The organism is Sphingomonas sp. 22R3R2A-7 (genome assembly GCF_036856055.1).
Classification (GTDB): domain Bacteria; phylum Pseudomonadota; class Alphaproteobacteria; order Sphingomonadales; family Sphingomonadaceae; genus Sphingomonas.
This window is the reverse complement of record NZ_JASPFR010000001.1, coordinates 2,843,544-2,869,875: the sequence shown is the minus strand read 5'-3', so window position 1 is coordinate 2,869,875 and position 26,332 is coordinate 2,843,544. Positions and strand designations below refer to the sequence as shown.

Sequence of the window (26,332 nt, the reverse complement as noted above, 5' to 3'; positions counted from 1 at the left end):
ACCGGTCCATGTATCGACCCGTCCGCGGCGCACTCCACCAAGAGGACAAGCCGATGCCTCTGACCGCCGACGCCGATATTAAGACGCTGCTTGAAAGCGCACGGACGATCGCATTGGTCGGCGCCTCCGACCGCCCCGATCGCGCGTCCTACGGCGTGATGGCAAAGCTCCAGGCGCATGGCTACCGCGTCATCCCGGTCAACCCGCAGATCACCGGCGAACACGTCCATGGTGAGTTCGTCTTCCGCGAACTTGCCCAGCTCGGCGACCCGATCGACATCGTCGACATCTTCCGCAATTCCTCCGCGGCGGGCGAAGCCGTCGACCAGGCGATTGCGATCGGCGCGAAGGCGGTCTGGCTGCAACTCGGCGTGATCAACGACGCCGCCGCCGCCCGTGCCGAAGCCGCCGGCCTTCAGGTCGTGATGGACCGCTGCCCCGCGATCGAGATCCCGCGCCTCGGCGTCGCCACAATAGATCGGGATCCGACCGACTGAGGCTTGCCCGCGCGGGGTGCCAGGACCAGTCTCCGCGCGATTGATGGTCGAGGACGGTACCGATGCTCGCGATCCTGCTGACGATGGTCCAGACGCTTGCCGCAGTCCCGCCAATTGCCCTGCCGGCGTCAACGACAGCGTCCGACCCCGCCCCGCACGAAGACCTGATCGTCCGTGCCCGCACCCGGATGGCGGCGGAACAGCGCTGCGTCATAAATCCCGGCGTGACCGACATCACCGTGTGCGGCCTGCGCCAGGCGGACCGGTTCCGTGTGCCGCTGGCCACGCACACCGCCGACCGCCGCGACATGGTGGCGGAGGGGCGCGCCGCGCTCGTCCATGCCCGCACGCCGATGGAGGACATGGGCCCGTTTCTGGTCGGCGGCGGCGCCACCGGCGTCCGCGCGACGGTCGCCTTCGGTCCCGGCGAAGGCTCGGGCAGCGCCGCCGCCGGCGGGATGCGGACGCCCGCCCCGTGATGCCGGCCCGGTGATGCCCGCCCGGTGATGCCCGCTAGTCGTCCGACAGTCGACGGCGGCCAAACCGCCGTATAGAGTTGACAACCGTGTTCCGTCACGATCACCGCGGACCGATGAGGTACCTTGCATGATTCTGGTCACGCTGCTCGCGCTTACACAGGCCAGCGCCACACCTGCCGCTACGCCGGTGTCGTCCGCCCCGATCGAGAAGAGCTGGTCGATCCTCAATCCCCCCGACTGCCCGGTGGTGAAGGAGGGCGACAAGACGATCGTCGTCTGCGCACCCGGCACCGAATCAGGTGCGCGCCTCCCGCTCCCCGACTGGGGCCCGCCCGACCGCCCGGTCGCCTCCAACCCGAACATGACCGCGATCCGCGCACTCGAGCTCGATGGCACGCCCTGCGCCGCGACGCAGCGCGGCTGTCAGTCCGGTTTCGGCCCGCCGATCGCCCCGCTCGTCGCCGGCGCCGTCGCGCTCGCCAAGAGCGCGTTTTCGAAAAACCCGACAAGACCGGCCGCATCGCGATCGACCTGACGGAGCCCGCACCCCCGGCCCCAGCGAGGCCGTAACCCGCCCCGTCATCCTGACGAAAGTCAGGACCCAGAGCCAAGCAGTGCACCCCCGCAACTCTGGATCCTGGGTCGAGCCCAGGATGACGGAAGGGAGGGGCCGTCATCCCCACCCACAACCCCGTCATCCTGACGAAAGTCAGGATCCAGAGCCAAGCAGCACACCGCTCGCGGCCCTGGGTCCCGGGTCAAGCCCGGGATGACGAAGGAGGCGGCCGCCTTTTCCCCCACACAACCCCGTCATCCTGACGAAAGTCAGGATCCAGAGCCACACAGCGCAGCCATCCGCCACCCTGGATCCTGACCTTCGTCAGGATGACGGCAGAGAGAGGCGCCGCCACACACCCCACAAATCACCCCAGAATATGCATCCACAAGGGCTCCCCAACCAGACTCTGCGACCCCCGCAATTTCTCCAGCGCCTGCGCCACAGACCGCTCCGGCCCCTCATGCGTCACGATCGCGACGAGCACGCTGCCGTCCGCCATCGCGCCGCGCTGGATCAGGCTCTCGATCGAGACGCCCGCGTCGCGCATCGCCGCGGCGATCTCGGCCAGCACGCCGACCCGGTCCGCGACCGTGAAGCGCAGATAGGCGCGCCCGCGCCGCTCGCCGCTGTCCGCGGTCGCCGCCGCGACCAGCGACGCCGCCGGCATCGCATAGGGCGGCCCATATTCGCCGCGCGCGATGTCGATCAGGTCCGCGACCACCGCGCTCGCGGTCGGCCCGTCGCCCGCCCCTGCGCCCTGGAACAGCAGCCGCCCGACGAAATTGCCCTCCGCGACCACGGCATTGAGCGACCCCGTGACGTGCGCGAGCGGATGGTCGACCGGCACCAGATGCGCATGCACGCGCTGGAACAGCCCGTCGGGCCCGTCCTCCGCCAGCCCGAGCAGCCGCACGCGGTAGCCCAAAGCCGCCGCCTCGGCGATGTCCGCGCCCAGCAAATGCCGGATGCCGCTCGCTGCGACCGCGTCGAACGCCGGCCGCGTCCCGAACGCGATCGAGGCGAGGATCGACAGCTTGTGCGCCGCATCCACCCCGTCGATGTCGAAGCTCGGATCCGCCTCGGCAAAGCCCAGCGCCTGCGCCTCGGCGAGGATTTCGGCGAAATCGCGCCCCTCCGCCTCCATCTTGCTCAGGATGAAATTGCACGTCCCGTTGAGGATGCCGTAAACCCGCCCGATCGCGTTCGCCGCCGCGCCCTCGCGCAGGCCCTTGATCACCGGGATCCCGCCCGCGACCGCCGCCTCGAACTTCAGCGCGACACGCGCCGCCTCCGCCGCGGTCGCCAGCTCATAGCCGTGATGCGCGAGCATCGCCTTGTTCGCGGTGACGAACGACTTGCCTGCGGCGAGCGTCGAGCGTGCCAGCGTCAGCGCGGGGCCGTCCGATCCGCCGATCAGCTCGACGACGACATCGACGTCCGCCTGCTGCGCCAGCGCGGTCGTGTCGTCGACCCAAGCGAACCGTGTCAGATCGACGCCGCGATCCTTGTAGCGGTCGCGCGCTGATACCGCGACGACCTCGATCGCGCGCCCGGCCCGTCTGGCGATCAGCTCACGGTTCGCGTCGAGCAGCCGGATGACGCCGCCCCCCACGGTTCCCAGGCCCGCCAGTCCCACGCGCAACGCTTCGGTCATCGTCTTCCTTTCGCCAAACCCGCGCGAAGACCTAGGGTTCGGGAAGGTTTCCCGCAATCAAGATGACGAATGGCGCCGCGCGCCCTATCTGGTGCCGCATGACCGGCCGCTTCGATCACCTGCCCAACCGCCGCGCGATCATCGATCGCCGCGCGGTCGCCGACACCATCGCCGCGCTGGACGAGACCGACCCGGTCGCGCTCGGCCGCCAGGCGACGATCCTGCTCAAGGCCGCGCTCGACGCGGGCCGGGTCGAGGTCGCCAAGCGGCTCGCCGAACATCCCAGCCGCGGGCTCGAGGTGTCGAGCGCGCAGGCCTATCTGATCGATCAGCTGCTCCGCCTGCTGTTCGACTTCACCACCACCCGGCTGCGCCCTGCGCCCGCGCCCACCCCCGACGACCGGCTGACGCTGATCGCGGTCGGCGGCTATGGCCGCGGCGAGATGGCGCCGCATTCGGATGTCGATATCGGCTTCCTCACGCCGGGCAAACAGACCCCGCGGGTCGAGCGCATCATCGAATCGATGCTCTACACGCTCTGGGATCTCGGCCTGAAGCTCGGCCAGTCCAGCCGCTCGCTCGACGAGATGATCCGCCAGGCCAAGGCCGACATCACCGTCCGCACCGCCTTGCTCGAGGCGCGCTACGTCACCGGCGACATGGATCTCTACGAAGAGGCGTCGCGCCGGTTCAAGGCGGAGGTGCAGGCGGATACCGCGCGCGCGTTCATCGCCGACAAGCTCGTCGAGCGCGATCTGCGCCACCGCAAGATGGGCGACACGCGCTATGTCGTCGAACCCAACGTCAAGGAGGGCAAGGGCGGCCTGCGCGATCTCCACGCGCTGTTCTGGATCGGCAAGTACATCTACGACGTCCAGCGCGCGGCGCAGCTCGTCGATGTCGGGCTGTTCACCAAGGCCGAATATCGCCTCTTCCACCGCGCCGACAATTTCTTCCAGGCGGTGCGCTGCCACCTCCACAGCATCACCGGTCGCGCCGAGGATCGGCTGACCTTCGACGTCCAGCGCGAGATCGCCGACCGGATGCGCTTCTCCGACCGCCCGGGCAAGCCGAAGGTCGAACGCTTCATGCACTTCTACTTTCTCCAGGCGAAGACCGTCGGCGACCTCACCGGCGTCTTCCTCGCGCATCTCGACGAGAAGTTCGCCGCGCGCGGCCGCCGCTTCGGGCTACCGACGATCCGCCGCAGTCCGCGCCGCCTCAACGGCTTCGTTCTCGACCGCGGCCGGCTGGCGCTGCCCGACGACGACTTCTTCCGCGCAAGTCCGGTCCGGCTGATCGAGATCTTCCAGCTCGCCGACCGCAACACGCTCGAGATCCACCCGCTCGCGATGCGCGCGGCCGCCCGCGACGTGAAGCTGGTCGACGACATCCGCGACGACCCCACCGCCAACGCGCTGTTCCTCGACGTGCTAAGCTCGCCGCGCGATCCCGAACTCGTCCTGCGCTGGATGAACGAGACCGGCGTCTTCGGCCGGTTCGTGCCCGATTTCGGCCGCGTCGTCGCGCAGATGCAGTTCGACATGTATCATCACTACACCGTCGACGAACACACGATCCGCGCACTCGGCCTGCTCGCGCGGATCGAGAATGGCGCGCTTCGGGAGGACCATCCGCTCGCCAGCGCGATCTTCCGCCAGATCGTCTCGCGCCGCGTGCTCTATGTCGCGGTGCTGCTCCACGACATCGCCAAGGGCGCGGCGGCGATCATTCAATCCTCGGCGCCGAAGTCGCGCAACGCCTCTGCCCGCGCTTCGGCCTGTCGCCGGCCGAGACCGAGACCGTCGCCTGGCTCGTCCGCTGGCATCTGCTGATGTCCGCGACCGCGTTCAAGCGCGACCTGTCGGACTTCAAGACGATCCTCGATTTCTGCGACGTGGTGCAGAGCCCCGAGCGGCTGCGGCTGCTGCTGATCCTCACCATCGTCGATATCCGCGCGGTCGGCCCGGGCGTCTGGAACGGCTGGAAGCGGCAGTTGCTCGGCGACCTCTATGAATCGGCCGAGGAGGTGCTCCGCCTCGGCCACAAGCAGAAGGGCCGCGCCGAACGGATCGCCGCCAAGCACGAGACGCTCCACGCCGATCTCGGCTGGAGCGACGCGGAATTCGACGCGTTCGTCCGCCGCATGCCCGAGGCCTATTGGATCGCCGAGCCCGAGGACGTGCTCGTCCACAATGCGCGCTTCCTCGCCGGGACGGGCGACGCGCAGCTCGCGATCGACGCGCATGTCTATCCCGGCCGCGGCGCGACGCTCGTGACGATCTATGCCGCGGATCATCCCGGGCTCTTCTACCGCATCGCGGGCGCAATCCATGTCGCGGGGGGCAACATCATCGACGCGCGGATCCACACCACGCGCGACGGCATGGCGGTCGACAATTTCCTCGTCCAGGATCCGTTCGGCCGCCCGTTCGACGGCAGCGAACAGCTCGCCCGGCTCAAGACCGCGATCGAGGATGCGCTCGCCAACCGCGGCAAGCTCGCCGACCGACTCGTCGCCAAGCCGCTCCCGCGCGCGCGCGCCGAGGCGTTCGAGATTGTCCCCAACGTGATGATCGACAACCGTGCCTCGAACCGCTTCACCGTGGTCGAGGTCAATGCGCGCGACCGGCCTGCGCTGCTCAACCAGCTCGCCAACGCGCTGTTCCAGTCGAAGGTGACGATCCACTCCGCGCATGTCGCGACGTACGGCGAACGCGCGGTCGACACCTTCTACATCACCGACCTGACCGGCGACTGCATCACCGCCGCCGCGCGGCTGAAGACGCTCGAACGCCGCCTGCTCGCGGCGGCAGCCGGCGAGGAACTCGACCTCGTCGCGTGATCTGACGTCAGCGACGGGCAGGATCGTCGTTCGACGGCGCTCGCGACCGCGCCGCTGCCGAACGACGGATCAGGATTACGCGGCGTCGCCCTCGCCGGTTCCGGCGGCAGGCCGCTCGAACCACGCCTCCACCGGCCCCGACAGCTTCAGCGTCAATGGATTGCCGTTGCGATCGACCTTCTTGCCCAGCGCGACGCGGATCCAGCCTTCGGAAATGCAATATTCCTCGACGTCGTGGCGCACGCCGTCCTTGAAACGGATGCCGATCCCGCGTTCCAGCAGGTCCTGCTGAAAGAACGGGCTGCGATGATTGGTCGACAGGCGATCCGGGGGCGTATCGCCCGTCGCGGTCGGCTGTTCGGTTGCGGGTGTCTCTGGCGTGTCGGTCATGGTCGCGGCGTCTAGCGGCAACCGCCGCCGCAACGCCACAAAAAGCGGCGCCGGGATAACCCCGACGCCGCCGCGCGCTTCGATCGGGTCGACAGGCCGACCGTCGAACCGGCCTTAACTGCAGACCTGAACCTGGACCTGCTCGCCATAATAGGGGTCGGTCCGCCACTCGCTCCAGCACCGCGGACGATAGTCCTCGCGGTAGTAGGTGCGTACCGGGGGCGCGTAATAGGCCACCGGCGGCGGCGCGTAATAGCCGCGGTCGTAATAGCGCGGACGATTGCTGCTCGCGATCGCTGCGCCCACGCCCAGACCCAGGATGCCGCCCAGCACCGCCGCGCCCGCTGCATTGCCGCCGCCACGGTGATGGTATCCACCCCAGCCGCCGCCACGATATCCACGGCCCCAACGTTGCGCGTCGGCGGGCGCCGCCGCGGTCAACACGGTCGCGGCCAGCGCGACGCCAAGTCCTGCCTTCTTCATCAAACCGTTCATGTCGAACCTCCTGACATTCTACGCCGGTCGTCACGAGCCAAACGCATGAACCGCGACCGTGTTGCAGGTCATGCCCGACCCGGCCTGAACCGCGCCGGAATGCGTTGTTCACGCAGCGTTTAGCGACACTTGGCGTGCGGAAGCGTCAGCGGTCGTCGCGGTATTTCATTTCGAGAAAGCGCCCGCGCGTCGCGAGGCTGTCGAGGTCGGTTTCGGCGAGCCGCGCCGTCATCTCGCCGATCTCGCGTTCGATCAGCGACAGCCCGGCAACCAGTTCCGCGTCGGGCGTCCGCCCGTTGCGCGGCGTCGTCCGGAGCGATGCGGGGACCTTCTCGTAATCCTTCACGAACGCGGGCAATTGCTCGCCGACCAGCTTGCGCACTTCGATCGCCTCGGGCGCATCGTCGGCAAAGCGCGCGAGCTGCGGCGCGAGCGTCTCGAGCCGCAGGCCGATCCGGTCGACCAGCGGGATCGCGGGTGCGGGCAAGGCGGGACGTTGCGCCTCCAGCCAGCGTTCGGTCTGCGCCGGCAATCCCTTGATCTCGACCGACGCGAGCCGCTCGGGCGTCGGCGCGCGGTCCGCGGGCCACACCGCCAGCAGCATCGTCGCCGCGACCAGCAACGCCATCACCAGCATCGCCCCACCGATCCCCAGCGGCGCGATCCAGCCGATCACCATCGCGGAGATGAGGATCACCGCGTCGGCCACGACGATCCGCGTCAGCCGCTTGCCGATCGCCTGCGTCTGGCGCGCGCGTCCTCGCGATGGCGCGCGCGGAACGATGGCGCCCGTCCGGTCGTCCGAGATCCGCGACCAGGAGGCGCGCGCGCTCGCGATGGCGTCGTCGACTTCGCTCACGCCCTACATCGCCTCCAGCTTGAACGCGCTCGGCGACGGGCCACCGAGCTGCCCCTGCGTCGCGCCTTCCGCCCGCGCGATATAGCCGCGCGACTTGTCGACCTCGTTCGACAGCGCGCCGACCGTGGTCTTCATGCTGTCGAGCGCCTTCAGCTTGAACACGTCGATCGCATCCATCGTATCGTAGATGTTCTGGAACGCGCGTTGCAGCGTCTCGAGCGGGATCGTCGCGGACGCCGCCTGCTCGTGGATCTGCGCGGTCTGCGACTTGAGCAGCTTGCCGGTCGAGATCGATGATGTTCGCGGTCGTCGTGTTAAGCGCGGTGATCTGTTCGAGCACCAGCTTCTGGTTGGTCAGTGCCTGCGCCACCGTCACCGCGGTGCGCAGCGCGGACACGGTCGTGGTCGAGGCGCGATCGACGCCCTTCACCAGCTCGACATTGTTCTTCTTGACCAGATCGAGCGCGAGATAGCCTTGCACGGTGACCGCCATCTGCGTCAGCAGGTCCTGCGTGCGCTGGCGCGTATAGAACAACGCCGTCTCGCGGATCGCCTTGGCCTTGGCCGGATCGCTGTGATCGAGCTCGTTCGCGACGTCCTCGAGCTTCGCGTCCATCGTCTTCGACAGATGGATCATCTGCTCGAGCCGCCCCATCGCCGCCCACAGGTTCGCGCGCTCGGTATCGATCGCCGCATTGTCCATCAGCAGCTCGTCCTTGCCCGACGACAGGCTCTTCAGGATCTGCGCGATGTGCGTCTGCGACGATTTATAGCCGTCGAAATAATTGCGCATCTTGCCACCGAACGGGATAATCCCGAACAGCTTCTGCGGCGCGGTCAGGTTGCCCTTCTTGCCCGGATCGAGATCCTCGACGACGCGGCGCAGCTCGGCCAGATCCTTGCCGACGCCCGTTTCCTGATCCATCGCCTTGACCGGGCGATCGAGGAACCGGTTCGACTGGCCCGCCGCCTCGCGGATTTCCTTCGCCCCCATCGCGGTGATCGCATCGACGCGCTTGCCGAACTCGGGGCTGTTGACGTCCTGCGCGACGAGATCGGTGACGAACCCCGACACGCGCTCGTCGAGCTGCGACTTCACGCCGGCATCGACGGGCACCAGCCCGGCGGCCTTGGCGGCGGCGACGGTCGGCACCGGATCGGGCGGCGTCAGTACCAGGCTCGGCTCAGTCAGCGTTTCCGGGGTCGTGGCCATCAAGTGTCTCCGTTCGGTAGCGCATGGTGGCTGCAACCCGCGCCGCGTTCAAGTGGCGTATATAGATAATACACTCGGCTTGCCAACCGCTGCATGAAGCCGGGACGGGAACCCGCAGGGGGTGTCGGCGGCTTTGTCCCCGTATTCCAGGAGACACAGCATGCGCGCCATCGGCTACACCACATCGCTTCCGATCGACGATCCGCAGTCGCTCGTCGATCTCGACCTGCCCAAGCCCGAGGCGACGGGCCGCGACCTGCTCGTCGAAGTGAAGGCGGTATCGGTGAACCCGGTCGACACCAAGATCCGCCAGCGCCGCGCGGATCCCGACGGCGCGCCGCAGGTGCTCGGCTGGGACGCGGCCGGGACCGTCGTCGCGGTCGGCGATGCGGTGACCGGGTTCGCGGTCGGCGATGCCGTCTTCTATGCAGGCGCAATCGACCGGCCGGGGACGAACGCCGAATATCACGTCGTCGACGATCGCATCGTCGGGCACAAGCCGGAGTCGCTCGACTGGGCGCAGGCGGCGGCGCTGCCGCTGACGTCGATCACCGCGTGGGAAACGCTGTTCGATCGGCTCGACGTGCGCAAGCCGGTGCCCGGTGCGGCGACCGCGATCCTGATCATCGGCGGGGCGGGCGGCGTCGGCTCGATCGCGATCCAGCTCGCGCGGCAGCTCACCGACCTGACCGTGATCGCCACCGCGTCGCGCGACGAGACGCGGGGCTGGGTCGAGGATCTCGGCGCGCATCACGTGATCGATCACCGCAAGCCGCTCGCCGAGCAGGTCGCGGCGCTCGGACTCGGCGCGCCGGGCTTCGTCTTCTCGACCACGCATACCGACGAGCATGTCGCCGAAATCGCGACGCTGATCGCACCGCAGGGCCGGCTCGCGCTGATCGACGATCCCGAGACGCTCGATATCAGCCCGCTCAAGCAGAAGTCGATCTCGGTCCATTGGGAGCTGATGTACACGCGCTCGCTGTTCCAGACCGCGGACATGGCCGAGCAGGGCCGCATCCTCGACGAGGTCGCGCGGCTGGTGGATGCGGGTACGGTGAAGACGACGCTCGCGGAGAATTTCGGGCGGATCGACGCGGCGAACCTGCGTAAGGCGCACGCGCGGATCGAGAGCCACACGGCGAAGGGGAAGATCGTGCTCGAGGGGTTCTGAGTTCTCGCGGAGCACGAACCTAACCACGCCCCACCCCGGCGGAGGCCGGGGTCCAGTTGGGGGACGCTGCTAACGGATGGCAGCGCATCATCATTGCCACCTTTCCAGTTGGGCCCCGGCCTCCGCCGGGGTGGGGCGACTAAGCTACGATCTGCTTCTTCCTGTTCCCCCGCGAAGGCGGGGGCCCAGGAGCCAAACCCGGTGTCACTTGTTACCCTGGCCCCCGCCTTCGCGGGGGAACATTGGTTCAGCGGGAGGCGAGTCACTTGCCGAATGAGACTGGCGCGGCGCCCAGCACGCGATACGCTGCGCATCATGCTCCGCCCGCTGATCCTCGTGCTCGCCCTCCTCCCCGCGGCCGCCACGAATCGCCCGCCGCCCGCCGACCCGCTCACCGCGACGATCCACACCGAAGACGCCGACCGCTTCGCCGCGCTGTTCGCCAGGACCAAGGGCAAGCCCACCGCCACACAACTCAAACGCGACTATCTCGACAAGGGCAGCGTCGCGATCGGCGTCTTCACCCCCGGCCGGATCGGCGACGCCGACACGCTCGCGCGCGCGATCGCCGCCAACCCCACCCGCTACGCGCAGGCGATCAAGACCTGCCTCCCCGCCGCCAAGGCCGCCACCGCCGATCTCCGATCGATCTATCTCGGTCTCCGCGGCGCGCTTCCCGACGCGAAACTCCCGCAAGTCTATATCGTCTTCGGCGCGAACAGCTCGGGCGGCACCGCCAAGCCCGGCGCACAGGTGCTCGGTCTCGAAGTCCTCTGCCGCATCTCCCCGACCCCGGAAAAACTGCGCCAGACGCTGCGTCATTTCTTCGCGCACGAGACGGTGCACGCGATCCAGGAGGATGCCGGCATGACGCTCGCCCGCGACCCCCTGCTCACCGCGATCCTCGTCGAGGGCGCCGCGGACTTCATCGCGCAACTCGTCACCGGCGAGGAGCCCGACACCGCGCGCGCCGCCTGGGCGACCCCGCGCGAGACCGAGCTCTGGCGCCAGATGCAGGCCGACATCGCGCTCACCCGCATCCTGACCGACAAGGACAACCCGGACGAGGGTTCGCCCGAGGCCAAGGCCTATGCCCGCTGGATCGGCAATTACAGCACGCCCCCCGCCGGCTGGCCGCCCGAGCTCGGCTATTGGATGGGTCTGCGAATCTGGCAGCGTTATTACGCCGCCGCGCCCGACAAGCACGCCGCGCTCCGGGCGATGCTGGCGGTTCGCGAGCCGCGTGTCATTCTCGCGGCCGGAGCCTATAAGCGTCGCTAACCCACGCCTCGCTCCGTCATCCTGACGAAAGTCAGGACCCAGAGCCACGCAGGGCACCGTTTGTTACCCTGGGTCCTGACTTTCGTCAGGATGACGGCAGGGGTGGTGAGTCCCCGAACCCGCCCGGTCTTCCCGCGGCGCAACAATTACGCTATGGCGCGCGCCAACCCCGTTCCTCGTTTCAAGAGAATACATTCATGAGCCTCCGCAACGTGGCGATCATTGCGCACGTCGATCACGGCAAGACGACGCTGGTCGACCAGCTCTTCCGCCAGTCCGGCACCTTCCGCGACAACCAGCGCGTCGAAGAGCGCGCAATGGATTCGAACGACCTCGAAAAGGAGCGTGGGATCACCATTCTCGCCAAGCCGACCTCGGTCGACTGGACGCCCCCGGGCGAGAGCGAGAGCATCCGCATCAACATCGTCGACACGCCCGGCCACGCCGATTTCGGTGGTGAAGTCGAGCGCATCCTGTCGATGGTCGACGGCGTCGTCCTGCTGGTCGATCTCGTCGGAAGGCGCGATGCCGCAGACCAAGTTCGTCACCGGCAAGGCGCTGGCACTCGGCCTCAAGCCGATCGTCGTCGTCAACAAGGTCGATCGCAACGACGCGCGCATCCAGGAAGTGCTCGACGAAGTGTTCGATCTGTTCGTGTCGCTCGACGCGAACGACGACCAGCTCGATTTTCCCGTGCTCTACGCCTCGGGTCGCAACGGCTATGCCTCGACCGACATGGACGCGCGCGAAGGCACGCTGATCCCGATGTTCGAGACGATCGTGAAGCACGTGCCGCCGCCCAAGGTCGAAGTCGCCGGCGTGCCCTTCACCTTCCTCGTCACGCTGCTCGACCGCGATCCGTTCCTTGGCCGCGTCCTCACCGGTCGCGTCAATTCGGGTACCGTGAAGACCAACCAGGCGATCCACGCGCTCGATAACGACGGCAAGATCATCGAGACGGGTCGCGCGTCGAAGATCATGTCGTTCCGCGGCCTCGACCGCGTGCCGGTCGACGAAGCCAAGGCCGGCGACATCATCTCGCTTGCTGGGCTTTCGGTTGCGACCGTCGCCGACACGATCGCCGACATCACGGTGACCGAGCCGCTGCACGCGCAGCCGATCGATCCCCCCACGCTGTCGATGCGCTTTGCCGTGAACGACTCGCCGATGGCGGGCCGCGAGGGCAGCAAGGTGACGTCGCGCATGATCCGCGAGCGTCTGTTCCGCGAAGCCGAGTCGAACGTCGCCGTGAAGGTGACCGAGGCGGCCGACAAGGACAGCTTCGAAGTCGCCGGTCGTGGCGAGCTTCAGCTGGGCGTGCTGATCGAGACGATGCGCCGCGAGGGCTTCGAGCTCGGTATCTCGCGTCCGCGCGTGCTGTTCGGCGAGGACGAGGACGGCAAGAAGACCGAGCCGTACGAGACCGTCATCATCGACGTCGACGAGGAGCATTCGGGCACCGTCGTCGAGAAGATGAATATCCGTAAGGCCGAACTGACCGACATGCGTCCGTCGACCGGTGGCAAGACCCGCATCACCTTCTCGGCGCCGAGCCGCGGGATGATCGGCTATCACGGTGAATTCCTGTCCGACACGCGCGGCACGGGGATCATGAACCGGCTGTTCGAGAAGTACGGTCCGCACAAGGGCCAGATCGAAGGCCGCAAGAACGGCGTTCTGATCTCGAACGGGTCGGGCGAAGCGAACAACTATGCCCTCGGTCCGCTCGAAGAGCGCGGCATCCTGTTCGTGGGTCACGGCGAGGCGCTCTATGAGGGCATGATCGTCGGCGAGAACGCCAAGCCGGACGACCTCGAGGTCAACCCGATGAAGACCAAGGCGCTGACCAACTTCCGCGCCTCGGGCGGCAAGGACGACCAGGTCCGCCTGTCGCCGCCGAAGCGTGCGACGCTCGAGCAGGCGATCGCCTACATCGACGACGACGAGATGGTCGAAGTCACGCCGAAGTCGATCCGTCTGCGCAAGCGCTTCCTCGACGCGAACGAGCGCAAGCGGGCGAGCCGGGCAAAGCAGAGCGCCTGAGGCCAGCACCGCGAAGCCGGCCGAGCCTCAGGCGCTCGGCCGGCCTCGCTACAGCGAGGTCCGACGACACGGCTTTGCCGGGTCGCGCCGCGGACACGAAAAAGGCCGGAGGGAAACCTCCGGCCTTTTTCGCGTCCAGCTCAGCACACCCAGCCCTACCCCAGGATAGCCGCCGCCCGATCCGCCAGCCGCTCGATCGCGGCACGGTGGATCCCGCGCGTACTCGCGACGACCCCGAACGCCTGCGGGCGCGGCTTGTTGAACACCAGCGGGATGCCGACCGCGTCGGTCACCGCCGCCCCGGCCTCGCTCGCAACCAGCGCGGCGGCGGCGATGTCCCACTCATTCCCCCAGCGCAGCGTCGCCACCAGATCAGCGCGGTCGGCTGCGACCATCGCGATCCTCAGCGCGATCGAGTTGGGCTTGTCGACCACCGCCAGGTCGCGGTCCGCCTTGGGCAGCGCATCGGTCGGCACACGCGATCCCGGAAGGTCGACGCGGTCGCCGGCACGCAACGCGGCACCGTTGAGCGTCGCGCCCTGCCCCAGCGCCGCCGACCAGATCTCGCCCCGCGCCGGCGCATCGAGCACGCCGATCACCACGCGCCCGCGCTCGACCAGCGCGATCGACACGCACCAGCCCGGGCGTGCCCGGATATAGTCGCGCGTGCCGTCGATCGGGTCGACGACCCAGAGGCGGTCGCGCGTGAGCCGCGCGGGATTGTCCGCGGTTTCCTCCGACAGCCATCCGGCATCGGGCAACAGCGCGGACAACCGCGCCTTCAACATCCGGTCGATATCGATATCGACCTCGCACACCGGGCTGCCCGGCGTCTTTTCCCAGCGCCTGAAATCGGTCCCGTACCGCGCGAGCGCCATCTGACCCGCCTCGGCGGCGATCGACTCGACGGCCTCGATCAGTTGGGCCCCATCACGCAGGGTCGGTTCAGCCACTCGCCACCGTCATGCCCTCGACGCGCAGCGTGGGCACGTTGATGCCGTAGCGGAATTCGAGATCGTTCGCGGGCGTCATCGCCAAGAACATGTCCTTGGCATTGCCTGCGATCGTGAACTCGGCGACCGGCCCGGTGATGACGCCGTTCTCGATCCTGAACCCCGCCGCACCGCGGCTGTAGTCGCCGGTCACGCCGTTCGCGCCGCCGCCCATCAGCTCGGTGACATAGACGCCCGACACGATATCCTCGATCAGCGTCTCGGGCGGCATCGTGCCCGCTTCCATGAAGACGTTGCTCGTCGACACGCCCGGCGCGCCGTTGACGCCGCGCGCGGCATGGCCCGTCGGCTCGAGCCCCAATTGCCGTGCCGAGGCCGAATCGAGCAGCCAGCTTTCGAGCATGCCATGCTCGATGATCGCAGTCGGCGACACGGGCAGTCCCTCGCCATCGAACGGCCGCGACCGCAGACCATAGGGACGATGCGGATCGTCGCGGATCGTGATGCCGTGCGCAAACACCTGCGAACCCAGCGAATCGAGCAGGAAGCTCGTCTTGCGCGTGATCGCCTGCCCCGCGATCGCCGCGATCAGGTGCCCTAGCAGCGAACTCCCGACGCGCGGGTCGTACACCACCGTCATCGGCCCGCTCGCGAGCCGCCCCGGATTGAGCCGCGCGACCGCCTGCTCGCCCGCGCGCTGCCCGATCGCCTCGGGCGATTCGAGATGCTGGCGGTGCCGCACGCTGTGATAGGCATAGTCGCGCTGCATCGCGCCGCCCTCGCCCGCCAGCACGCTCGCCGACACGCCGTACGCGGTCGAGGCATAGGCGCCCGCGAACCCATGGCTGGTGGCCAGCGCCCACACGCTGCTCGACGCGCTCGCGCCGCCGCCTTCGCTGTTCGTCACGCCGGCAACCGCACGCGCCGCATCCTCGGCAGCCGTCGCGGCATCGCGGAGCTGCTCGGGCGAGACCACGCCATCGTCGGCAAGCCCCAGCATCGGCGGCAGGCCGTGCAGCAACCGGCTTTCCGGCGCGAGTCCGGCCCAGGCATCCTCGGGAGCCTCGCGCGCCATCGCCACCGCGCGTGCAGCGAGCGCGTCCATCGCCGCGGACGACAGGTCGGAGGTCGAGACGCTCGCCGATCGCTTGCCGACGAACACGCGCAACCCCAGGTCCTCGCTCTCCGACCGGCCGATATCCTCGAGCTTGCCGAGGCGGATCGAGACGTCGAGCGAGGCGTCGGCGGCAAAGACCGCATCGGCGGCGTCGGCGCCGGCGGCCTTCGCGCGCGCTACGATGTCATGGGCGCGGTCGCGGGCTTGGTCGGGTGTAAGCATCCCGACGATCTAGGGTCACACACTCGTGCCGACAACCACGCAGGCGAGGAAGATCAGCAACCCGGTGAAGCGGTTGGCGCGGAATCGGGCGAGTGCGCCCGCACCATCCTCGGCGCGCAGCGTAAGCACCTGCCACCCCAGATGCAGCGCCGCGGGGACCAGCGCGGTGATTGCGAGCGGATCGGGACGGATCGTCCAGAATGCCGCCGCCCAGAAGAGGATCGCGATGGCATAGAAGATCCCGACCCCCGCCTTCACATGACGCCCCATCCGCAAGGCGGACGACCGGATGCCGATCATCGCGTCGTCCTCGCGGTCCTGCAGCGCATAGATCGTGTCATAGCCGATCACCCACGCGATCGACCCCGCATAGAGCAGCCACATCGGCAGCGTCAGCGCGCCGGCGATGTCGCTCCACCCGACCAGCAACGCCCAGCTGAACACCAACCCGAGCCATGCCTGCGGCCACCAGGTGATCCGCTTCATGAACGGATAGGCGGCGACCGGCGCCAGACTCGCCAGCGCGACGATCGCGGCGAGCGGCGTCAGCTGCAGCAGCACGACCAGCCCGACGAGCGCGAGCACGCCCAGCCACATCCAGGCGAGCCGCAGCGAGACGAGCCCGCTCGGGATCGGTCGCGCGCGCGTCCTTGCGACCTGCGCGTCGAGATCGCGGTCGACGATGTCGTTGAACACGCAGCCCGCCCCGCGCATCGCGATACTGCCGAGCAGGAACCACGCGATCAGGTCCCACCGCGCCCACGCCCCGCCCGCGAGCGCGATCCCCCAGGCGCCGGGCCAGAACAGCAGCCACCAGCCGATCGGCCGGTCGAACCGCGCGAGCAACGCCAGCCCGCGCAAAGTCGGCGGCAGCCGCGCGACCAGACCGCGATGTTCGCTGTCGGGAACGATGTCCGGCGGGGTCGGGCTGGTCTGCATGCCGCGGGGCGTAGGAAGACGGCGTTTGGCGCGCAAGCCCGCAGCGGCTAGGATCACGCCGGTGTCGCGTTCGAGCCCCTTGCATGATCGGCCTGTCGGTCGCGGTCGGCCGTTTCGTCGAGGCGCTTTTCTGGGGCATCTTTCGCGTGGCAGGCGCGGTCGCGGGCATGCTGATCCTCGGCGTCGCGGTCGCGATCATCGTGTGGATCGCAGCCCGCAAACTCTGGAACCGCCGCTAAGCTAATCCTCCCCCTGGCGGGGAGGATTGCGGGAGAAGCGAAACGCCCTCCCCGTCACCGACCGGATTTGCTAGGGCGCTCGCCATGCCTGCAACCCCAGCCTGGCCGCCGCAATCCACGCCGCGGCTGTTCGTCGACACCCCGCTGAGCCCCGGCCCGCTGCCGATCGACGGTCCCGCCGCGCATTATCTCGCGGGCGTCATGCGGCTGAAGATCGGTGACCCGGTCAAGCTGTTCGACGACCGCACCGGCGAATGGCTCGGCACCGCGATCAGCGTCGGCAAGCGCGACCTTGTCCTCGACGTCACCGAATTGCTGCGCGAACGCGAGGCGGTACCCGATCTGTGGCTTTGCGCCGCACCGCTCAAGAAGGGCCGGGTCGACTGGCTCGCGGAAAAGGCGTGCGAGCTCGGCGTCGACCGGCTCGTCCCCGTCGTCACGCGCCGCACCGTCGTCGACAAGCCCAATACCGAGCGGCTCACCACGCACATGATCGAGGCGGCCGAGCAATGCGGCCGCACCGCGCTGCCCAAGGTCGCCGAGCCCGTCAAACTCGCCGCGCTGCTGCGCGACTGGCCCGCCGAGCGCACGCTGTTCTTCGCGGACGAGACCGGCGGCGCGCCCGCGCTGGCGGCGATGCGCGCGCATGCCGGACCCGCGGCGATCCTGATCGGTCCCGAAGGCGGGTTCGACGCGGACGAGCGCGCGGCGATCTCGCGCGCACCCGCAGGCGGTCGGCATCGGCCTCGGCCCGCGCATCCTGCGCGCGGAGACCGCGGCGGCCGCGGCCGTCGCGCTCTGGATGGCGGCGGCTGGCGACTGGACCGCTGACATATCAACGACTTGACCCATAAGGCGGCGGCCCCGATCGCTCGCGGGACGACATTGCTACCGACCGGTCCGAATCCCCTCTAGCACGCTCGTTCATCGACGCGTAAGGCGCGGCGATGACGAGCAATACCGCCCCCGCAAAGACCAGCCCGACGATCGAGTCGCGCGACCAGCTGATCGCGAGCTTCGCGCGTGGCGAGAAACCCAAGGACCGCTGGCGGATCGGCACCGAGCACGAGAAATTCGTGTACGCGAAGGACGACCATCACGCGCCGTCCTACACCGAGGCGGGCGGCATCCGCGCGCTGCTCGGCGAGCTCGAGCAGCATGGCTGGACGCCGGTGCTCGAGCGCGGCCCCGACGGCACCGAGAACGTGATCGCGATGACCGGCGCGGACGGCAGCATCAGCCTCGAGCCCGCGGGCCAGTTCGAGCTGTCGGGCGCCCCGCTCGACAACCTGCACGAGACCTGCGCCGAGACCGGCCGCCATCTCGAACAGGTCAAGGCCGCGGGCGAGAAGCTCGGCATCGGCTTCCTTGGTCTGGGCATGTGGCCCGACAAGACGCGCGCCGAACTGCCGATCATGCCCAAGGGGCGCTATGCGATCATGCTGCGGCACATGCCGCGCGTCGGCAGCATGGGGCTCGACATGATGCTGCGGACCTGCACGATCCAGGTGAACCTCGATTATGCGTCCGAGGCGGACATGGTGAAGAAATTCCGCGTCGGGCTCGCGCTCCAGCCACTGGCGACCGCGCTGTTCGCCAATTCGCCGTTCACCGAGGGCAAGCCCAACGGCATGCTATCGTACCGCAGCCATATCTGGTCCGACACCGACCCGCACCGCACCGGCATGCTGCCCTTCGTGTTCGAGGACGGCTTCGGCTATGACCGGTACACCGACTATGCGCTCGATGTGCCGATGTACTTCGTCTACCGCGACGGCAAATATATCGATGCGGCGGGGCTCAGCTTCCGTGATTTCCTGAAGGGCGAGCTCAGCGTCCTGCCGGGCGAGAAGCCGACGCTCGACGACTGGACCGACCATCTCTCGACCGCCTTCCCCGAGGTGCGGCTGAAGACGTTCCTCGAGATGCGCGGCGCCGATGGCGGGCCGTGGAACCGGATCTGCGCGCTCCCCGCGCTCTGGGTCGGGCTGCTCTACGACCAGGGCGCGCTCGATGCCGCCTGGGACCTGGTCAAGGACTGGTCGATCGACGAACGCCAGTCGCTGCGCGATTCTGTCCCGAAGCTGGGCCTCGACGCGCCGATCGCGGGGGTGGCCGCCTGCGCGACATCGCTGGCGCGGTGCTCGATATCGCCGGTGCGGGCCTGTCGGCACGCGCGCGCCTCAACCAGGCGGGCGACAACGAGACCGGCTTCCTCGACCCGCTGCGCGAGATCGTCCGCTCGGGCAAGGTCCCGGCCGAGCTGCTGCTCGACAAGTATAACGGCGCCTGGGACAAGGACGTCGCAAACGTGTATGAGGAAACCCGGTTCTAGCGCATCATGCCGGGGGGCAAGGATGGTCGATCACCCGACGCAGATCACCGACGGGATCGAAGCAGCTCGACACCTCTGATGCGGCTGTCCGTCGGTACCGCACACCCCGCCGGACCGTCGGCGTCAACGCCCCACGCCGCGTTCGTGCGCCCAGACGATCGCGGCGCTCCGCCGGTTGACGCCGATCTTCGCGTAGAGCCGCGCGACATGGTTGCGCACCGTGTTGCGCGACAGCGCGAGCCGGTCCGAGATCGCCGCGTCGTCGAGGTCCTGGCATATCAGCTCCAGCACCTCGCGCTCGCGCTTGCTGAGTTCGACCGTCGCTGCGGCGGAACCCGTCGCGGTGCGGGGATTTCGCAGGGTCGCGAGCTTGTCCATGATCGACCGGCTCAACCAGTTCGCGTCCTTCATCACCGCGTCGATCGCTTCGACGAGTTCGAGCTCCCCGCGTCGCCGGGCCGAGATGTCCTGGTACAGCCACAGCACGCACGGCGTTCCGTCGACGCTGATCCGTTCGGCGGACACGAGGCAGTCGAGCGCCTCGCCGGCCTTGTGCAGGAGCTGCACGTCGCGGCCGCGGAAGCCGCCATGCTCGCCGATCTCGGTCTCGAGGTCTTCGCGCTGGCCCGCGTCGTTCCACAGCTGGAGATCGTCGGCGATGCGGCCGATCACGGCGCGGTCGGCATAGCCGGTCAGCGCCTTGAACGCGGCGTTCACCTGGACGATGCGGTTGTCCCGGCCTTCGGTCACGACCATCGCGACCGGGGCCATCTCGAACACCGATGCAAAGTGGCGTTCGCTCGCCTTCAGCGCATGCTCCGCGCGCCTGCGCGGCTCAAGGTCGGCGAAGGTGAACAACAGGCAGTCCTGGTTGGCGAGCTCGATCGGTTGCCCGGCAAGGATGACGAGCGTCGTCGTCCCGTCGGCAAGCGGCAACTCGGCCTCGAGCTGGGGGATCGTCTCGCCGGACGCGACGCAGTCCCGGACGAACGCCTTGCGATCGACCTCTGCCAGAAAGTCGAAATCGAACAGTGTCTTGCCGACGATCCAGTCGCGCTCATAGCCTGACAGATCGATAAAGCCCTGGTTGACCAGCACGTAACGCTGGTCGGCGATGCGGATGATCAGCGCGGGCGCGGGGTTGGCGTGGAACATCGCCTCGAACCGGGCTTCCGCGTCGAACCGTTCGGAGACGTCGTTGATGACCAGGCCCAGGCAATCGGGTTCGCCGCCATCCTCGTCCATGACGATGTCGCGCACCTGGTGGACCCACCGCGGCTCATCGGCGTCGACGGGCGTGACCTCGACGATCAGATCGGGAAAGCTCTCGCCCGCGAGCAGCCGCATCAGCGGATACTCCCGGCGCGGCAGCTTGCGGTGGTCGCGGTAGCGGAGCTGGAAGCGCGTGGCATAATCGTCGGCAGTCTGCCCGAGATCCTCGACGCGCCTGACCCCGTGCATCTGCAATGCGGCGGGGTTGGCGCTGAGGATCGTCCCGGTCGGATCCATGAGGATCACGCCCTCGAGCAGCCCCGTCATCAGCTGTTCGAGATGGTGCAGCGTCGGGGCATGCAGCGGTTTCGGGGGCGTGTCGGTCATGCCGGTTCAGCGCCCCGCAGAGCATCGGGTTCCCGTCGCGCGCGGTACAGCTCTACCAACACCGCTGGTGCGTGCGCACCAATATCGAAATCGCCGGAAATCGTGCGGACTGAACGTATCCCGGCTTCAGGGTGTTGAAGCACCTGTACCCATATTGTCCAGGAGCCCTATCATGAACCTCATCATCCTTCTCGTCGTCGGCGGTCTTATCGGCTGGGTCGCCAGCATGATCATGCGGACCGATGCACAGCAGGGCGTCTTCCTCAACATCGTCGTCGGCATCGTCGGTGCGCTACTCGCAGGGGTCCTCATCACGCCGCTGATCGGTGGTGCTTCGATCATGGACGGCGCGCTCAACATCCAGTCGATCCTGATCTCGCTGGTCGGCGCAGTCATCCTGCTCGCGATCGTCAACATGTTTCGCCGCGGCACGGTTCGCTGAGCGTAACGAAGGGCGACGCACCCGCGTCGCCCTTCACCCCGTCCGACACGCACGCGCGCCCAAGGCCCGTGCGGATCTGCGCGGTATTGGCGGTGGTCGACGTCGGCATCGCCGTCGCGGGCCGGGCGGCGAGCGGACCGATCGTCGGCGGTGCTGACACCCTCATTCTTCCGCGCGACGCCTTCGAGTTCACGCCGATTAACGCGATGGGAACGATGTCGGCGGTATCGGCGCGTCGATGGCTACCCGACTCATAGACGACACATACCCTGCCTGGCTCGGCAAGGACGAACGCCAGCTCGTGCGGATTCCGGTTGCCTGGAATGCGACGATATCGGCGGACAAGTTCGACGCGCAATCGGTCTGCATCTCCGACTGTACGGCGCGGGGGTGCCGTGTCGAAACGCGGCTGGCGGTGACTGTCGGCACGTTCGTCCATCTCACGATCCCGCGATTCGCCACGGTGCCGGGATGGGTCGCCTGGAGCAGTCCGGAGGCGATCGGGATCGACTTCAGCCACCCGCTCCCCAACCGCGTGCTCGAGTGCATCATCGAGCGCAACGCCCCCTTCTGAGAACCGCAGAACGGCTGATCGCGAACGGGTTGTACCGGCCGGTCGGGACAGCTAGCGCAGGGTCGCGTTCCATCGACGCGGCGTCACGCTCCGGCGTGCAGTCGCGGCATTGGCGCTGACCCGGGAGACCGGATCGACGACGTCCAGCGAGCCTGCGAAAGGACAAGTGCTTGGCCATCCGGATGTGTTTGCCGTCGCCGGTACGGGCGATCACGCTTTGAACGCCAGCGCCGCTGTGTCGATCGAGCGGTTTGTCGATGCGCAGGCCCCGATCTACGCCGACGCGCTCGCGGAAATCCGCCGGGGCGCCAAGCGCTCGCACTGGATGTGGTTCGTCTTTCCGCAGCTGGCCGGGCTGGGCCGGAGCGAGACGGCCAGATATTTCGGCATCCTCTCGCTCGACGAGGCACACGCCTATCTGGCGCATCCCGTACTTGGACCGCGGTATCTGCAATGCGTGTCCGCGCTGCAGGATCTGGCGAGCAGCGACCCCGTGGAGGTGTTCGGTGCGATCGATGCGATGAAGCTTCGATCATCGCTGACGCTGTTCGAGCGGGCCGGGGCGGGCGCGATGACGGGCGCCGCGCTTGATCGCTGGTTCGGCGGCGAGCGCGACGGGGCGACGCTCGCCTTGCTGGTCCGCTGATCAGCGGCTGTCCGTGCCGATCACCCGATCGATGCACGGACAGCCGTCATGTGATCTAGCGCCCCCGTGGGCGCGGGAGCGGGTCCTACCGGACCGGCGCGAACGAGAAGAGCTGCGTCTTGATCGATGCCGGTGCACCGGGCTTGAACCAGTTGGTGTCCTGGATGTGGCTTGCGGTCACGTACATCCGACCATCGGGTCCCTCGGCGAAGGTATCGGGCCAGCGCAGGCGCGGGTCGGTCAGTACCGGCTCGGTGCGGTTGCCGACCAGACGTGAGATGCCGTTGGTCGTGGGCGAGGTGATATAGAGGATACCCGCCTTGCTCATCCACAGACCGTCGGCGACATGCGTCTGCGCCACCGTCCTTACGCCGGTGCCGCGATCCGCCTCGCTGACGTTCGAACGCAACAGCGCGGTGTCGATCGAATAGAGCGTCTTGCCCGTCAGCGCCTGATAATACAGCGTCTTCCCGTCGTTCGAGATCGCGATACCGTCCGAGGCGAAGGCGGGCTGGCGTCCATCGGGGCGGACCAGCGGCTTGCCATCGGTCCTGACCGTCACCGTCTTGTCGATCTGCGTCGAGGGATGGCCGTCGAGCGCACGAAAGCCCTTGCCGGTCTTGAGATCGATGACGATGATCGCACCGCGCGTGCCGCTGTCGGTGATGTAACCGGTCTTGCCGTCTGGCGAAAAGCGGATGTCGTTGAGGTAGGTGCCTTGGAGCGCGACGTCGAGCGGCACCTTGATGACCTTGGTCACGCGATTGGTGGCAAGGTCGATCCGCACCAGCTTTGGCGCGCCTTCGAGGATCTTCTCGTTGCCGGGCGCGCCCGGGTCGAGCACCCAGAGATTGCCGTGGCCGTCGGGTACGATCGATTGCACGCAGACGAAATAATCGCCGACCGGGAGCGTGTTCGCCTTGGCGTTGCGCCAGCTGTTCCACTTCTCGTCCGGATAGGCCTTGAGCGTGCCGTCCTTCATCACCTCGGCCACCGAGATCGGCGCGTCGTCGGTCCAGCGCGGGAAGTTGACGAAACGCCGGCCATCTGCCGTCACGGCGACGCCGGTCGCCTGGTGATCGAACTGCGCGACCTGCGTCAGGGGCGCGGCGGGACCCTGCGCCTGTGCGATACCGATCAGCGATGCGGCGACGATGCCGGCGGCGGCGATGCCGGCCAGGAGGGTTTTCGAACTGGGCATCATGCGGCTCCAATCTGTGGGGTCTGTGGGGTCTGTGACGTCGGCGGGATCGCCGGTGAAAAGCTGGGAGAGATGATGCGCGACGGCAGTCGGGTTCTCGCGCTGCGGGAAGTGACCGACGCCGGCGAGCGTGACGACCGCGAACGGGCCGTCGAACTTGCCGGCAACGTCTTGGCTGGCCGATGGCGGGTTCACGCCATCGACCGCGCCCCGGATATAGAGCGCCGGCAAAGAGAGCGTTCCGGTCGCCTTCACCTTGTCCTCGAGCCACTGGCTCTGCGGATCGGGGTCGGCCTCGTCCCAGCGCGCGCGATAGCTGTGCAGCGTGACGTCGGCCCAGTCGGGGTTCTCGAACGCCCGCGCGACGCGGTCGAACGTCGCCTCGTCGAACCAGCCGGGCGGCGACCAGTTGACCCAGTGAATATGCGCAAAGCCCTTGCGATCGTCGCGGACCGCCTGCGCGCCGCGCCTCGTCGCCATGAACCAGTGATACCATTGCCGCTGCGCCTGCTCGAACGGCGGGGTGGGCATCCCGCCAAGCCGCGGCGGCGTGGACAGCATCGCCAGGCGCTCGATCCGCTCGGGCCAGCCGACCGCCATCGCTTCGGCGGTATTCGAGCCCCAGTCATGCCCCGCGACCATGAAGCGGTCGATGCCGAGGCCATCCATCAGCGCGATCATGTCCATCGCCAGCATGGCGCTGTTGCCGGTACGCGCGGCATCGCCGACGAACCGCGTCGCGCCGAACCCGCGCAGCGTCGGCACGATCACGCGCAGCCCCGCATCGGCCAGCGCGTGTGCGACCTCGTCCCATGTCGAGGCATCGTCGGGCCATCCATGGATGAGCAGGACGGGCTGCGCGGTCGGCGCGCCATAGTCGGCATAGTGAATCGTCAGATGCTCGGTGGAAATGTCTGGCATGCGCTCGCACTGCTGCTGTGATCATCGTCACAACCCGGGCATGCGCAGAGCGTTCCGGTATAAGTGCTTGACCATCATGAACTATCGGTCCGGCCGCCCGGTGGCGTTGCAAACCACGCCGCTGTTTTCCGTCAGGGATTAGCGGGGCATGGTCGGGGTGCGCTGGGTGTGACGAGCAGCGGCAACAGGCTGGAATCGTGCCACGCGGCCGCCACCCGCGCGATCGGATGACCGGTCCGATGGAACGGTTCGGTCGAGCGATCGTCGGGCACGACAAGACCACACGCGATGCCCGTCATCCGGCGAATGCCCGACAGAGAAGGACCCGATCATGAGCAACAATGAAACGTCGCGCCGCGGCATTCTCGGTGGTGCCGCCATCGGCCTCGCCGCGGCAGCCGCGCCGGGCGCCGCGCTGGCGCAATCGGCGGCGCAATCGGCAATAGCCGGGGGCAAGGGCGCGGCGCCCAGCCTGCGTGATCCGCGCGACAAATACACGCGCACGCCCTTCCCCGAGCAGCGCCAGCCCTGGCCCGCGCTCGCCGGCAGGATGAACCCGCGTCCCGATCACGGCGAGACGAGCTATCGCGGCGCGGGGAAGCTCGTCGGCCGAAAGGCGCTGCTCACCGGCGGCGACAGCGGCATCGGTCGCGCCGCCGCCATCGCGTTTGCCCGCGAGGGGGCGGACGTGGCGATCAACTACCATCCCAGCGAGGAACCGGACGCGCGCGAGGTCGCCGACCTGATCCGGCAGGCGGGACGCAAGGCGGTGCTGCTGCCCGCCGACATCCGCACGCAAAAGGCCTGCGAGGATACCGTGAGGAAGGCGATATCGCAGCTTGGCGGCCTCGATATCCTCGTCAACAACGCGGCCTATCAGCAGTCCAAGGCGGACATCATGGAGATCAGCGACGAGCAGTTCGTCCGCACCTACGAAACGAACATCTACCACGTGTTCCGCTTTTCCAAGGCCGCGATACCCGCGATGCCGCCCGGGTCCGTCATCATCAATACCATTTCGCAAAATGCCTATGATCCGAGCGACGACCTGATCGACTATGCGTCGACCAAGGCCGCGATCCAGAACCTGACGCGGGGCATGGCCAAGCAGCTTGCCAAGAAGGGCATCCGCGTCAACGCGGTCTCGCCGGGGCCGATCTGGACGCCGCTCCAGGTCGCGGGCGGGCAGTTGCCCGGCAAGATGCACGAGTTCGGGCAGGACACGCCGCTCGGTCGCGCGGGCCAGCCCGCCGAACTGGCATCGCTGTTCGTCGTGCTCGCCTCCGACGAGGCAAGCTATTCGACGGGGACCGCGGTCGGCGCGCATGGCGGCAAGGGATTTCCCTGACCGCCGGACCATGACATGCGCGATCATACCACAGGGAGAGGCCGGCAATGTCCGACGATTATGCACGCGGGCGACGCGATGGTCTGCGTCTGGCGCTGTCGATCCTCGAGGCCGAAGAGGACAAATGGGAGGCGCTGCTCGGCGGGAGCACATCCTGGCGGACCAACGCGACGCGCGCGATCCGCCACAAGGCGTATCAGGTCGCGCGCAAACGCGTGCAGACCGCGCTCAACCGTCTGCTGCCCAAATCGGACTCCGCGTTACCGGTCGAGGTCGCATCGATGATCGATCGGGCGGGATTATAGCC

At 68.0% G+C, this 26,332-nt stretch carries 21 protein-coding genes and 5 pseudogenes; 16 read left to right on the top strand and 10 right to left on the bottom strand.

Annotation, left to right across the window (positions count from 1 at the left end; genetic code table 11):
- Nucleotides 1-53 precede the first annotated feature (53 nt).
- The 3 genes from QP165_RS13705 (at nt 54) to QP165_RS13695 (ending at nt 1,511) form a co-directional block, all read left to right on the top strand.
- Nucleotides 54-497, top strand: a complete 444-nt coding sequence (locus tag QP165_RS13705; protein WP_333996063.1) for a CoA-binding protein — start codon at nt 54-56, stop codon at nt 495-497.
- Nucleotides 498-559: 62 nt separating this feature from the next.
- Nucleotides 560-976: a hypothetical protein gene (locus tag QP165_RS13700; protein WP_333996062.1), complete on the top strand. Its 417-nt coding sequence runs from the start codon at nt 560-562 to the stop codon at nt 974-976.
- Nucleotides 977-1,103: 127 nt separating this feature from the next.
- Nucleotides 1,104-1,511: a hypothetical protein gene (locus tag QP165_RS13695; RefSeq protein WP_333996061.1), complete on the top strand. Its 408-nt coding sequence runs from the start codon at nt 1,104-1,106 to the stop codon at nt 1,509-1,511.
- Nucleotides 1,512-1,899: 388 nt separating this feature from the next.
- Here the strand turns inward: QP165_RS13695 and QP165_RS13690 are convergent, their stop codons facing one another.
- The gene (locus QP165_RS13690; protein ID WP_333996060.1) at nt 1,900-3,189 is read right to left on the bottom strand and encodes a homoserine dehydrogenase; all 1,290 of its coding nucleotides are present in this window, start codon (nt 3,187-3,189) and stop codon (nt 1,900-1,902) included.
- Between the two features lie 98 nt (nt 3,190-3,287).
- Here QP165_RS13690 and QP165_RS13685 point away from each other — a divergent pair.
- Nucleotides 3,288-6,034: pseudogene (locus QP165_RS13685) on the top strand ([protein-PII] uridylyltransferase).
- Between the two features lie 75 nt (nt 6,035-6,109).
- Here QP165_RS13685 and QP165_RS13680 read toward each other — a convergent pair.
- From QP165_RS13680 to QP165_RS13665, 4 genes and pseudogenes are all read right to left on the bottom strand, one after another.
- Nucleotides 6,110-6,424: a DUF3297 family protein gene (locus tag QP165_RS13680; RefSeq protein ID WP_333996059.1), complete on the bottom strand. Its 315-nt coding sequence runs from the start codon at nt 6,422-6,424 to the stop codon at nt 6,110-6,112.
- A 114-nt stretch (nt 6,425-6,538) separates the two neighbouring features.
- The gene (locus QP165_RS13675) at nt 6,539-6,919 is read right to left on the bottom strand and encodes a hypothetical protein (protein WP_056020323.1); all 381 of its coding nucleotides are present in this window, start codon (nt 6,917-6,919) and stop codon (nt 6,539-6,541) included.
- 145 nt (nt 6,920-7,064) lie between these two features.
- Nucleotides 7,065-7,778, bottom strand: coding sequence for a hypothetical protein (locus tag QP165_RS13670; protein ID WP_333996058.1), 714 nt, complete (start codon nt 7,776-7,778; stop codon nt 7,065-7,067).
- A gap of 3 nt (nt 7,779-7,781) precedes the next feature.
- A pseudogene (locus QP165_RS13665) lies at nt 7,782-8,991 on the bottom strand (toxic anion resistance protein).
- A 160-nt stretch (nt 8,992-9,151) separates the two neighbouring features.
- On the opposite strand from QP165_RS13665, the gene QP165_RS13660 reads away from it, so the two are divergent.
- The 3 genes and pseudogenes from QP165_RS13660 (at nt 9,152) to typA (ending at nt 13,489) form a co-directional block, all read left to right on the top strand.
- Nucleotides 9,152-10,165 carry a zinc-binding alcohol dehydrogenase family protein gene (locus QP165_RS13660; protein ID WP_333996057.1) on the top strand — a complete coding sequence of 338 codons (1,014 nt, stop codon included), beginning with the start codon at nt 9,152-9,154 and terminating at the stop codon, nt 10,163-10,165.
- A gap of 315 nt (nt 10,166-10,480) precedes the next feature.
- Nucleotides 10,481-11,446: a hypothetical protein gene (locus tag QP165_RS13655; RefSeq protein ID WP_333996056.1), complete on the top strand. Its 966-nt coding sequence runs from the start codon at nt 10,481-10,483 to the stop codon at nt 11,444-11,446.
- Between the two features lie 197 nt (nt 11,447-11,643).
- Nucleotides 11,644-13,489: pseudogene (gene typA / locus QP165_RS13650) on the top strand (translational GTPase TypA).
- Between the two features lie 155 nt (nt 13,490-13,644).
- Here typA and QP165_RS13645 read toward each other — a convergent pair.
- From QP165_RS13645 to ubiA, 3 genes are read right to left on the bottom strand one after another with little or no spacing between them, the layout of a single operon-like run.
- Entirely contained in the window at nt 13,645-14,442 is a 798-nt protein-coding gene (locus QP165_RS13645; protein ID WP_333996055.1) for a 3'(2'),5'-bisphosphate nucleotidase CysQ, read from the bottom strand.
- Complete coding sequence (locus QP165_RS13640; RefSeq protein WP_056020306.1) at nt 14,435-15,781, bottom strand: TldD/PmbA family protein; 1,347 nt, start codon at nt 15,779-15,781, stop codon at nt 14,435-14,437. The genes QP165_RS13645 and QP165_RS13640 overlap by 8 nt, the downstream gene beginning before the upstream one ends.
- A 15-nt stretch (nt 15,782-15,796) precedes the next feature.
- Nucleotides 15,797-16,720, bottom strand: a complete 924-nt coding sequence (gene ubiA / locus QP165_RS13635; RefSeq protein WP_333996054.1) for a 4-hydroxybenzoate octaprenyltransferase — start codon at nt 16,718-16,720, stop codon at nt 15,797-15,799.
- 83 nt (nt 16,721-16,803) lie between these two features.
- On the opposite strand from ubiA, the gene QP165_RS13630 reads away from it, so the two are divergent.
- From QP165_RS13630 to QP165_RS13620, 3 genes and pseudogenes are all read left to right on the top strand, one after another.
- On the top strand, nt 16,804-16,959 hold the full coding sequence (locus tag QP165_RS13630; protein ID WP_333996053.1) for a hypothetical protein: 156 nt from the start codon (nt 16,804-16,806) through the stop codon (nt 16,957-16,959).
- Between the two features lie 84 nt (nt 16,960-17,043).
- A pseudogene (locus QP165_RS13625) lies at nt 17,044-17,806 on the top strand (16S rRNA (uracil(1498)-N(3))-methyltransferase).
- Between the two features lie 100 nt (nt 17,807-17,906).
- Nucleotides 17,907-19,294 (top strand): annotated as a pseudogene (locus QP165_RS13620) (glutamate--cysteine ligase).
- Nucleotides 19,295-19,417: 123 nt separating this feature from the next.
- On the opposite strand, the gene QP165_RS13615 reads toward QP165_RS13620, so the two are convergent.
- On the bottom strand, nt 19,418-20,893 hold the full coding sequence (locus QP165_RS13615; RefSeq protein WP_333996051.1) for a helix-turn-helix transcriptional regulator: 1,476 nt from the start codon (nt 20,891-20,893) through the stop codon (nt 19,418-19,420).
- Between the two features lie 172 nt (nt 20,894-21,065).
- On the opposite strand from QP165_RS13615, the gene QP165_RS13610 reads away from it, so the two are divergent.
- The 4 genes from QP165_RS13610 to QP165_RS13595 all read left to right on the top strand — a co-directional run bounded on the left by QP165_RS13610 (nt 21,066) and on the right by QP165_RS13595 (nt 22,555).
- Nucleotides 21,066-21,335, top strand: coding sequence for a GlsB/YeaQ/YmgE family stress response membrane protein (locus QP165_RS13610; protein ID WP_056020289.1), 270 nt, complete (start codon nt 21,066-21,068; stop codon nt 21,333-21,335).
- Nucleotides 21,336-21,421: 86 nt separating this feature from the next.
- Nucleotides 21,422-21,592 (top strand): hypothetical protein, encoded by a 171-nt coding sequence (locus tag QP165_RS13605; protein WP_333996050.1) that lies wholly within the window; start codon nt 21,422-21,424, stop codon nt 21,590-21,592.
- Nucleotides 21,574-21,909 carry a hypothetical protein gene (locus QP165_RS13600; protein ID WP_333996049.1) on the top strand — a complete coding sequence of 112 codons (336 nt, stop codon included), beginning with the start codon at nt 21,574-21,576 and terminating at the stop codon, nt 21,907-21,909. The genes QP165_RS13605 and QP165_RS13600 overlap by 19 nt, the downstream gene beginning before the upstream one ends.
- Nucleotides 21,910-22,126: 217 nt before the next feature.
- On the top strand, nt 22,127-22,555 hold the full coding sequence (locus QP165_RS13595; RefSeq protein WP_443019375.1) for a DUF1810 domain-containing protein: 429 nt from the start codon (nt 22,127-22,129) through the stop codon (nt 22,553-22,555).
- Nucleotides 22,556-22,640: 85 nt separating this feature from the next.
- On the opposite strand, the gene QP165_RS13590 is transcribed toward QP165_RS13595, so the two are convergent.
- Complete coding sequence (locus QP165_RS13590; protein WP_333996048.1) at nt 22,641-24,677, bottom strand: alpha/beta fold hydrolase; 2,037 nt, start codon at nt 24,675-24,677, stop codon at nt 22,641-22,643.
- Between the two features lie 331 nt (nt 24,678-25,008).
- Here QP165_RS13590 and QP165_RS13585 point away from each other — a divergent pair, with 331 nt between their 5' ends.
- Entirely contained in the window at nt 25,009-26,025 is a 1,017-nt protein-coding gene (locus QP165_RS13585) for an SDR family oxidoreductase (protein ID WP_333996047.1), read from the top strand.
- A gap of 47 nt (nt 26,026-26,072) precedes the next feature.
- Complete coding sequence (locus QP165_RS13580) at nt 26,073-26,330, top strand: hypothetical protein (RefSeq protein ID WP_056020272.1); 258 nt, start codon at nt 26,073-26,075, stop codon at nt 26,328-26,330.
- The last annotated feature ends 2 nt before the right edge of the window (nt 26,331-26,332 follow it).

Excerpts from the sequence above, each read along its gene's own strand:
- QP165_RS13705 (WP_333996063.1), top strand. The coding sequence starts at position 54 with ATGCCTCTGACCGCCGACGCCGATATTAAGACGCTGCTTGAAAGCGCA.
- QP165_RS13700 (WP_333996062.1), top strand. The coding sequence starts at position 560 with ATGCTCGCGATCCTGCTGACGATGGTCCAGACGCTTGCCGCAGTCCCG.
- QP165_RS13695 (WP_333996061.1), top strand. The coding sequence starts at position 1,104 with ATGATTCTGGTCACGCTGCTCGCGCTTACACAGGCCAGCGCCACACCT.
- QP165_RS13690 (WP_333996060.1), bottom strand. The coding sequence starts at position 3,189 with ATGACCGAAGCGTTGCGCGTGGGACTGGCGGGCCTGGGAACCGTGGGG.
- QP165_RS13680 (WP_333996059.1), bottom strand. The coding sequence starts at position 6,424 with ATGACCGACACGCCAGAGACACCCGCAACCGAACAGCCGACCGCGACG.
- QP165_RS13675 (WP_056020323.1), bottom strand. The coding sequence starts at position 6,919 with ATGAACGGTTTGATGAAGAAGGCAGGACTTGGCGTCGCGCTGGCCGCG.
- QP165_RS13660 (WP_333996057.1), top strand. The coding sequence starts at position 9,152 with ATGCGCGCCATCGGCTACACCACATCGCTTCCGATCGACGATCCGCAG.
- QP165_RS13655 (WP_333996056.1), top strand. The coding sequence starts at position 10,481 with ATGCTCCGCCCGCTGATCCTCGTGCTCGCCCTCCTCCCCGCGGCCGCC.
- QP165_RS13640 (WP_056020306.1), bottom strand. The coding sequence starts at position 15,781 with ATGCTTACACCCGACCAAGCCCGCGACCGCGCCCATGACATCGTAGCG.
- ubiA (WP_333996054.1), bottom strand. The coding sequence starts at position 16,720 with ATGCAGACCAGCCCGACCCCGCCGGACATCGTTCCCGACAGCGAACAT.
- QP165_RS13630 (WP_333996053.1), top strand. The coding sequence starts at position 16,804 with ATGATCGGCCTGTCGGTCGCGGTCGGCCGTTTCGTCGAGGCGCTTTTC.
- QP165_RS13615 (WP_333996051.1), bottom strand. The coding sequence starts at position 20,893 with ATGACCGACACGCCCCCGAAACCGCTGCATGCCCCGACGCTGCACCAT.
- QP165_RS13610 (WP_056020289.1), top strand. The coding sequence starts at position 21,066 with ATGAACCTCATCATCCTTCTCGTCGTCGGCGGTCTTATCGGCTGGGTC.
- QP165_RS13600 (WP_333996049.1), top strand. The coding sequence starts at position 21,574 with ATGGCTACCCGACTCATAGACGACACATACCCTGCCTGGCTCGGCAAG.
- QP165_RS13590 (WP_333996048.1), bottom strand. The coding sequence starts at position 24,677 with ATGCCAGACATTTCCACCGAGCATCTGACGATTCACTATGCCGACTAT.
- QP165_RS13585 (WP_333996047.1), top strand. The coding sequence starts at position 25,009 with ATGAGCAACAATGAAACGTCGCGCCGCGGCATTCTCGGTGGTGCCGCC.
- QP165_RS13580 (WP_056020272.1), top strand. The coding sequence starts at position 26,073 with ATGTCCGACGATTATGCACGCGGGCGACGCGATGGTCTGCGTCTGGCG.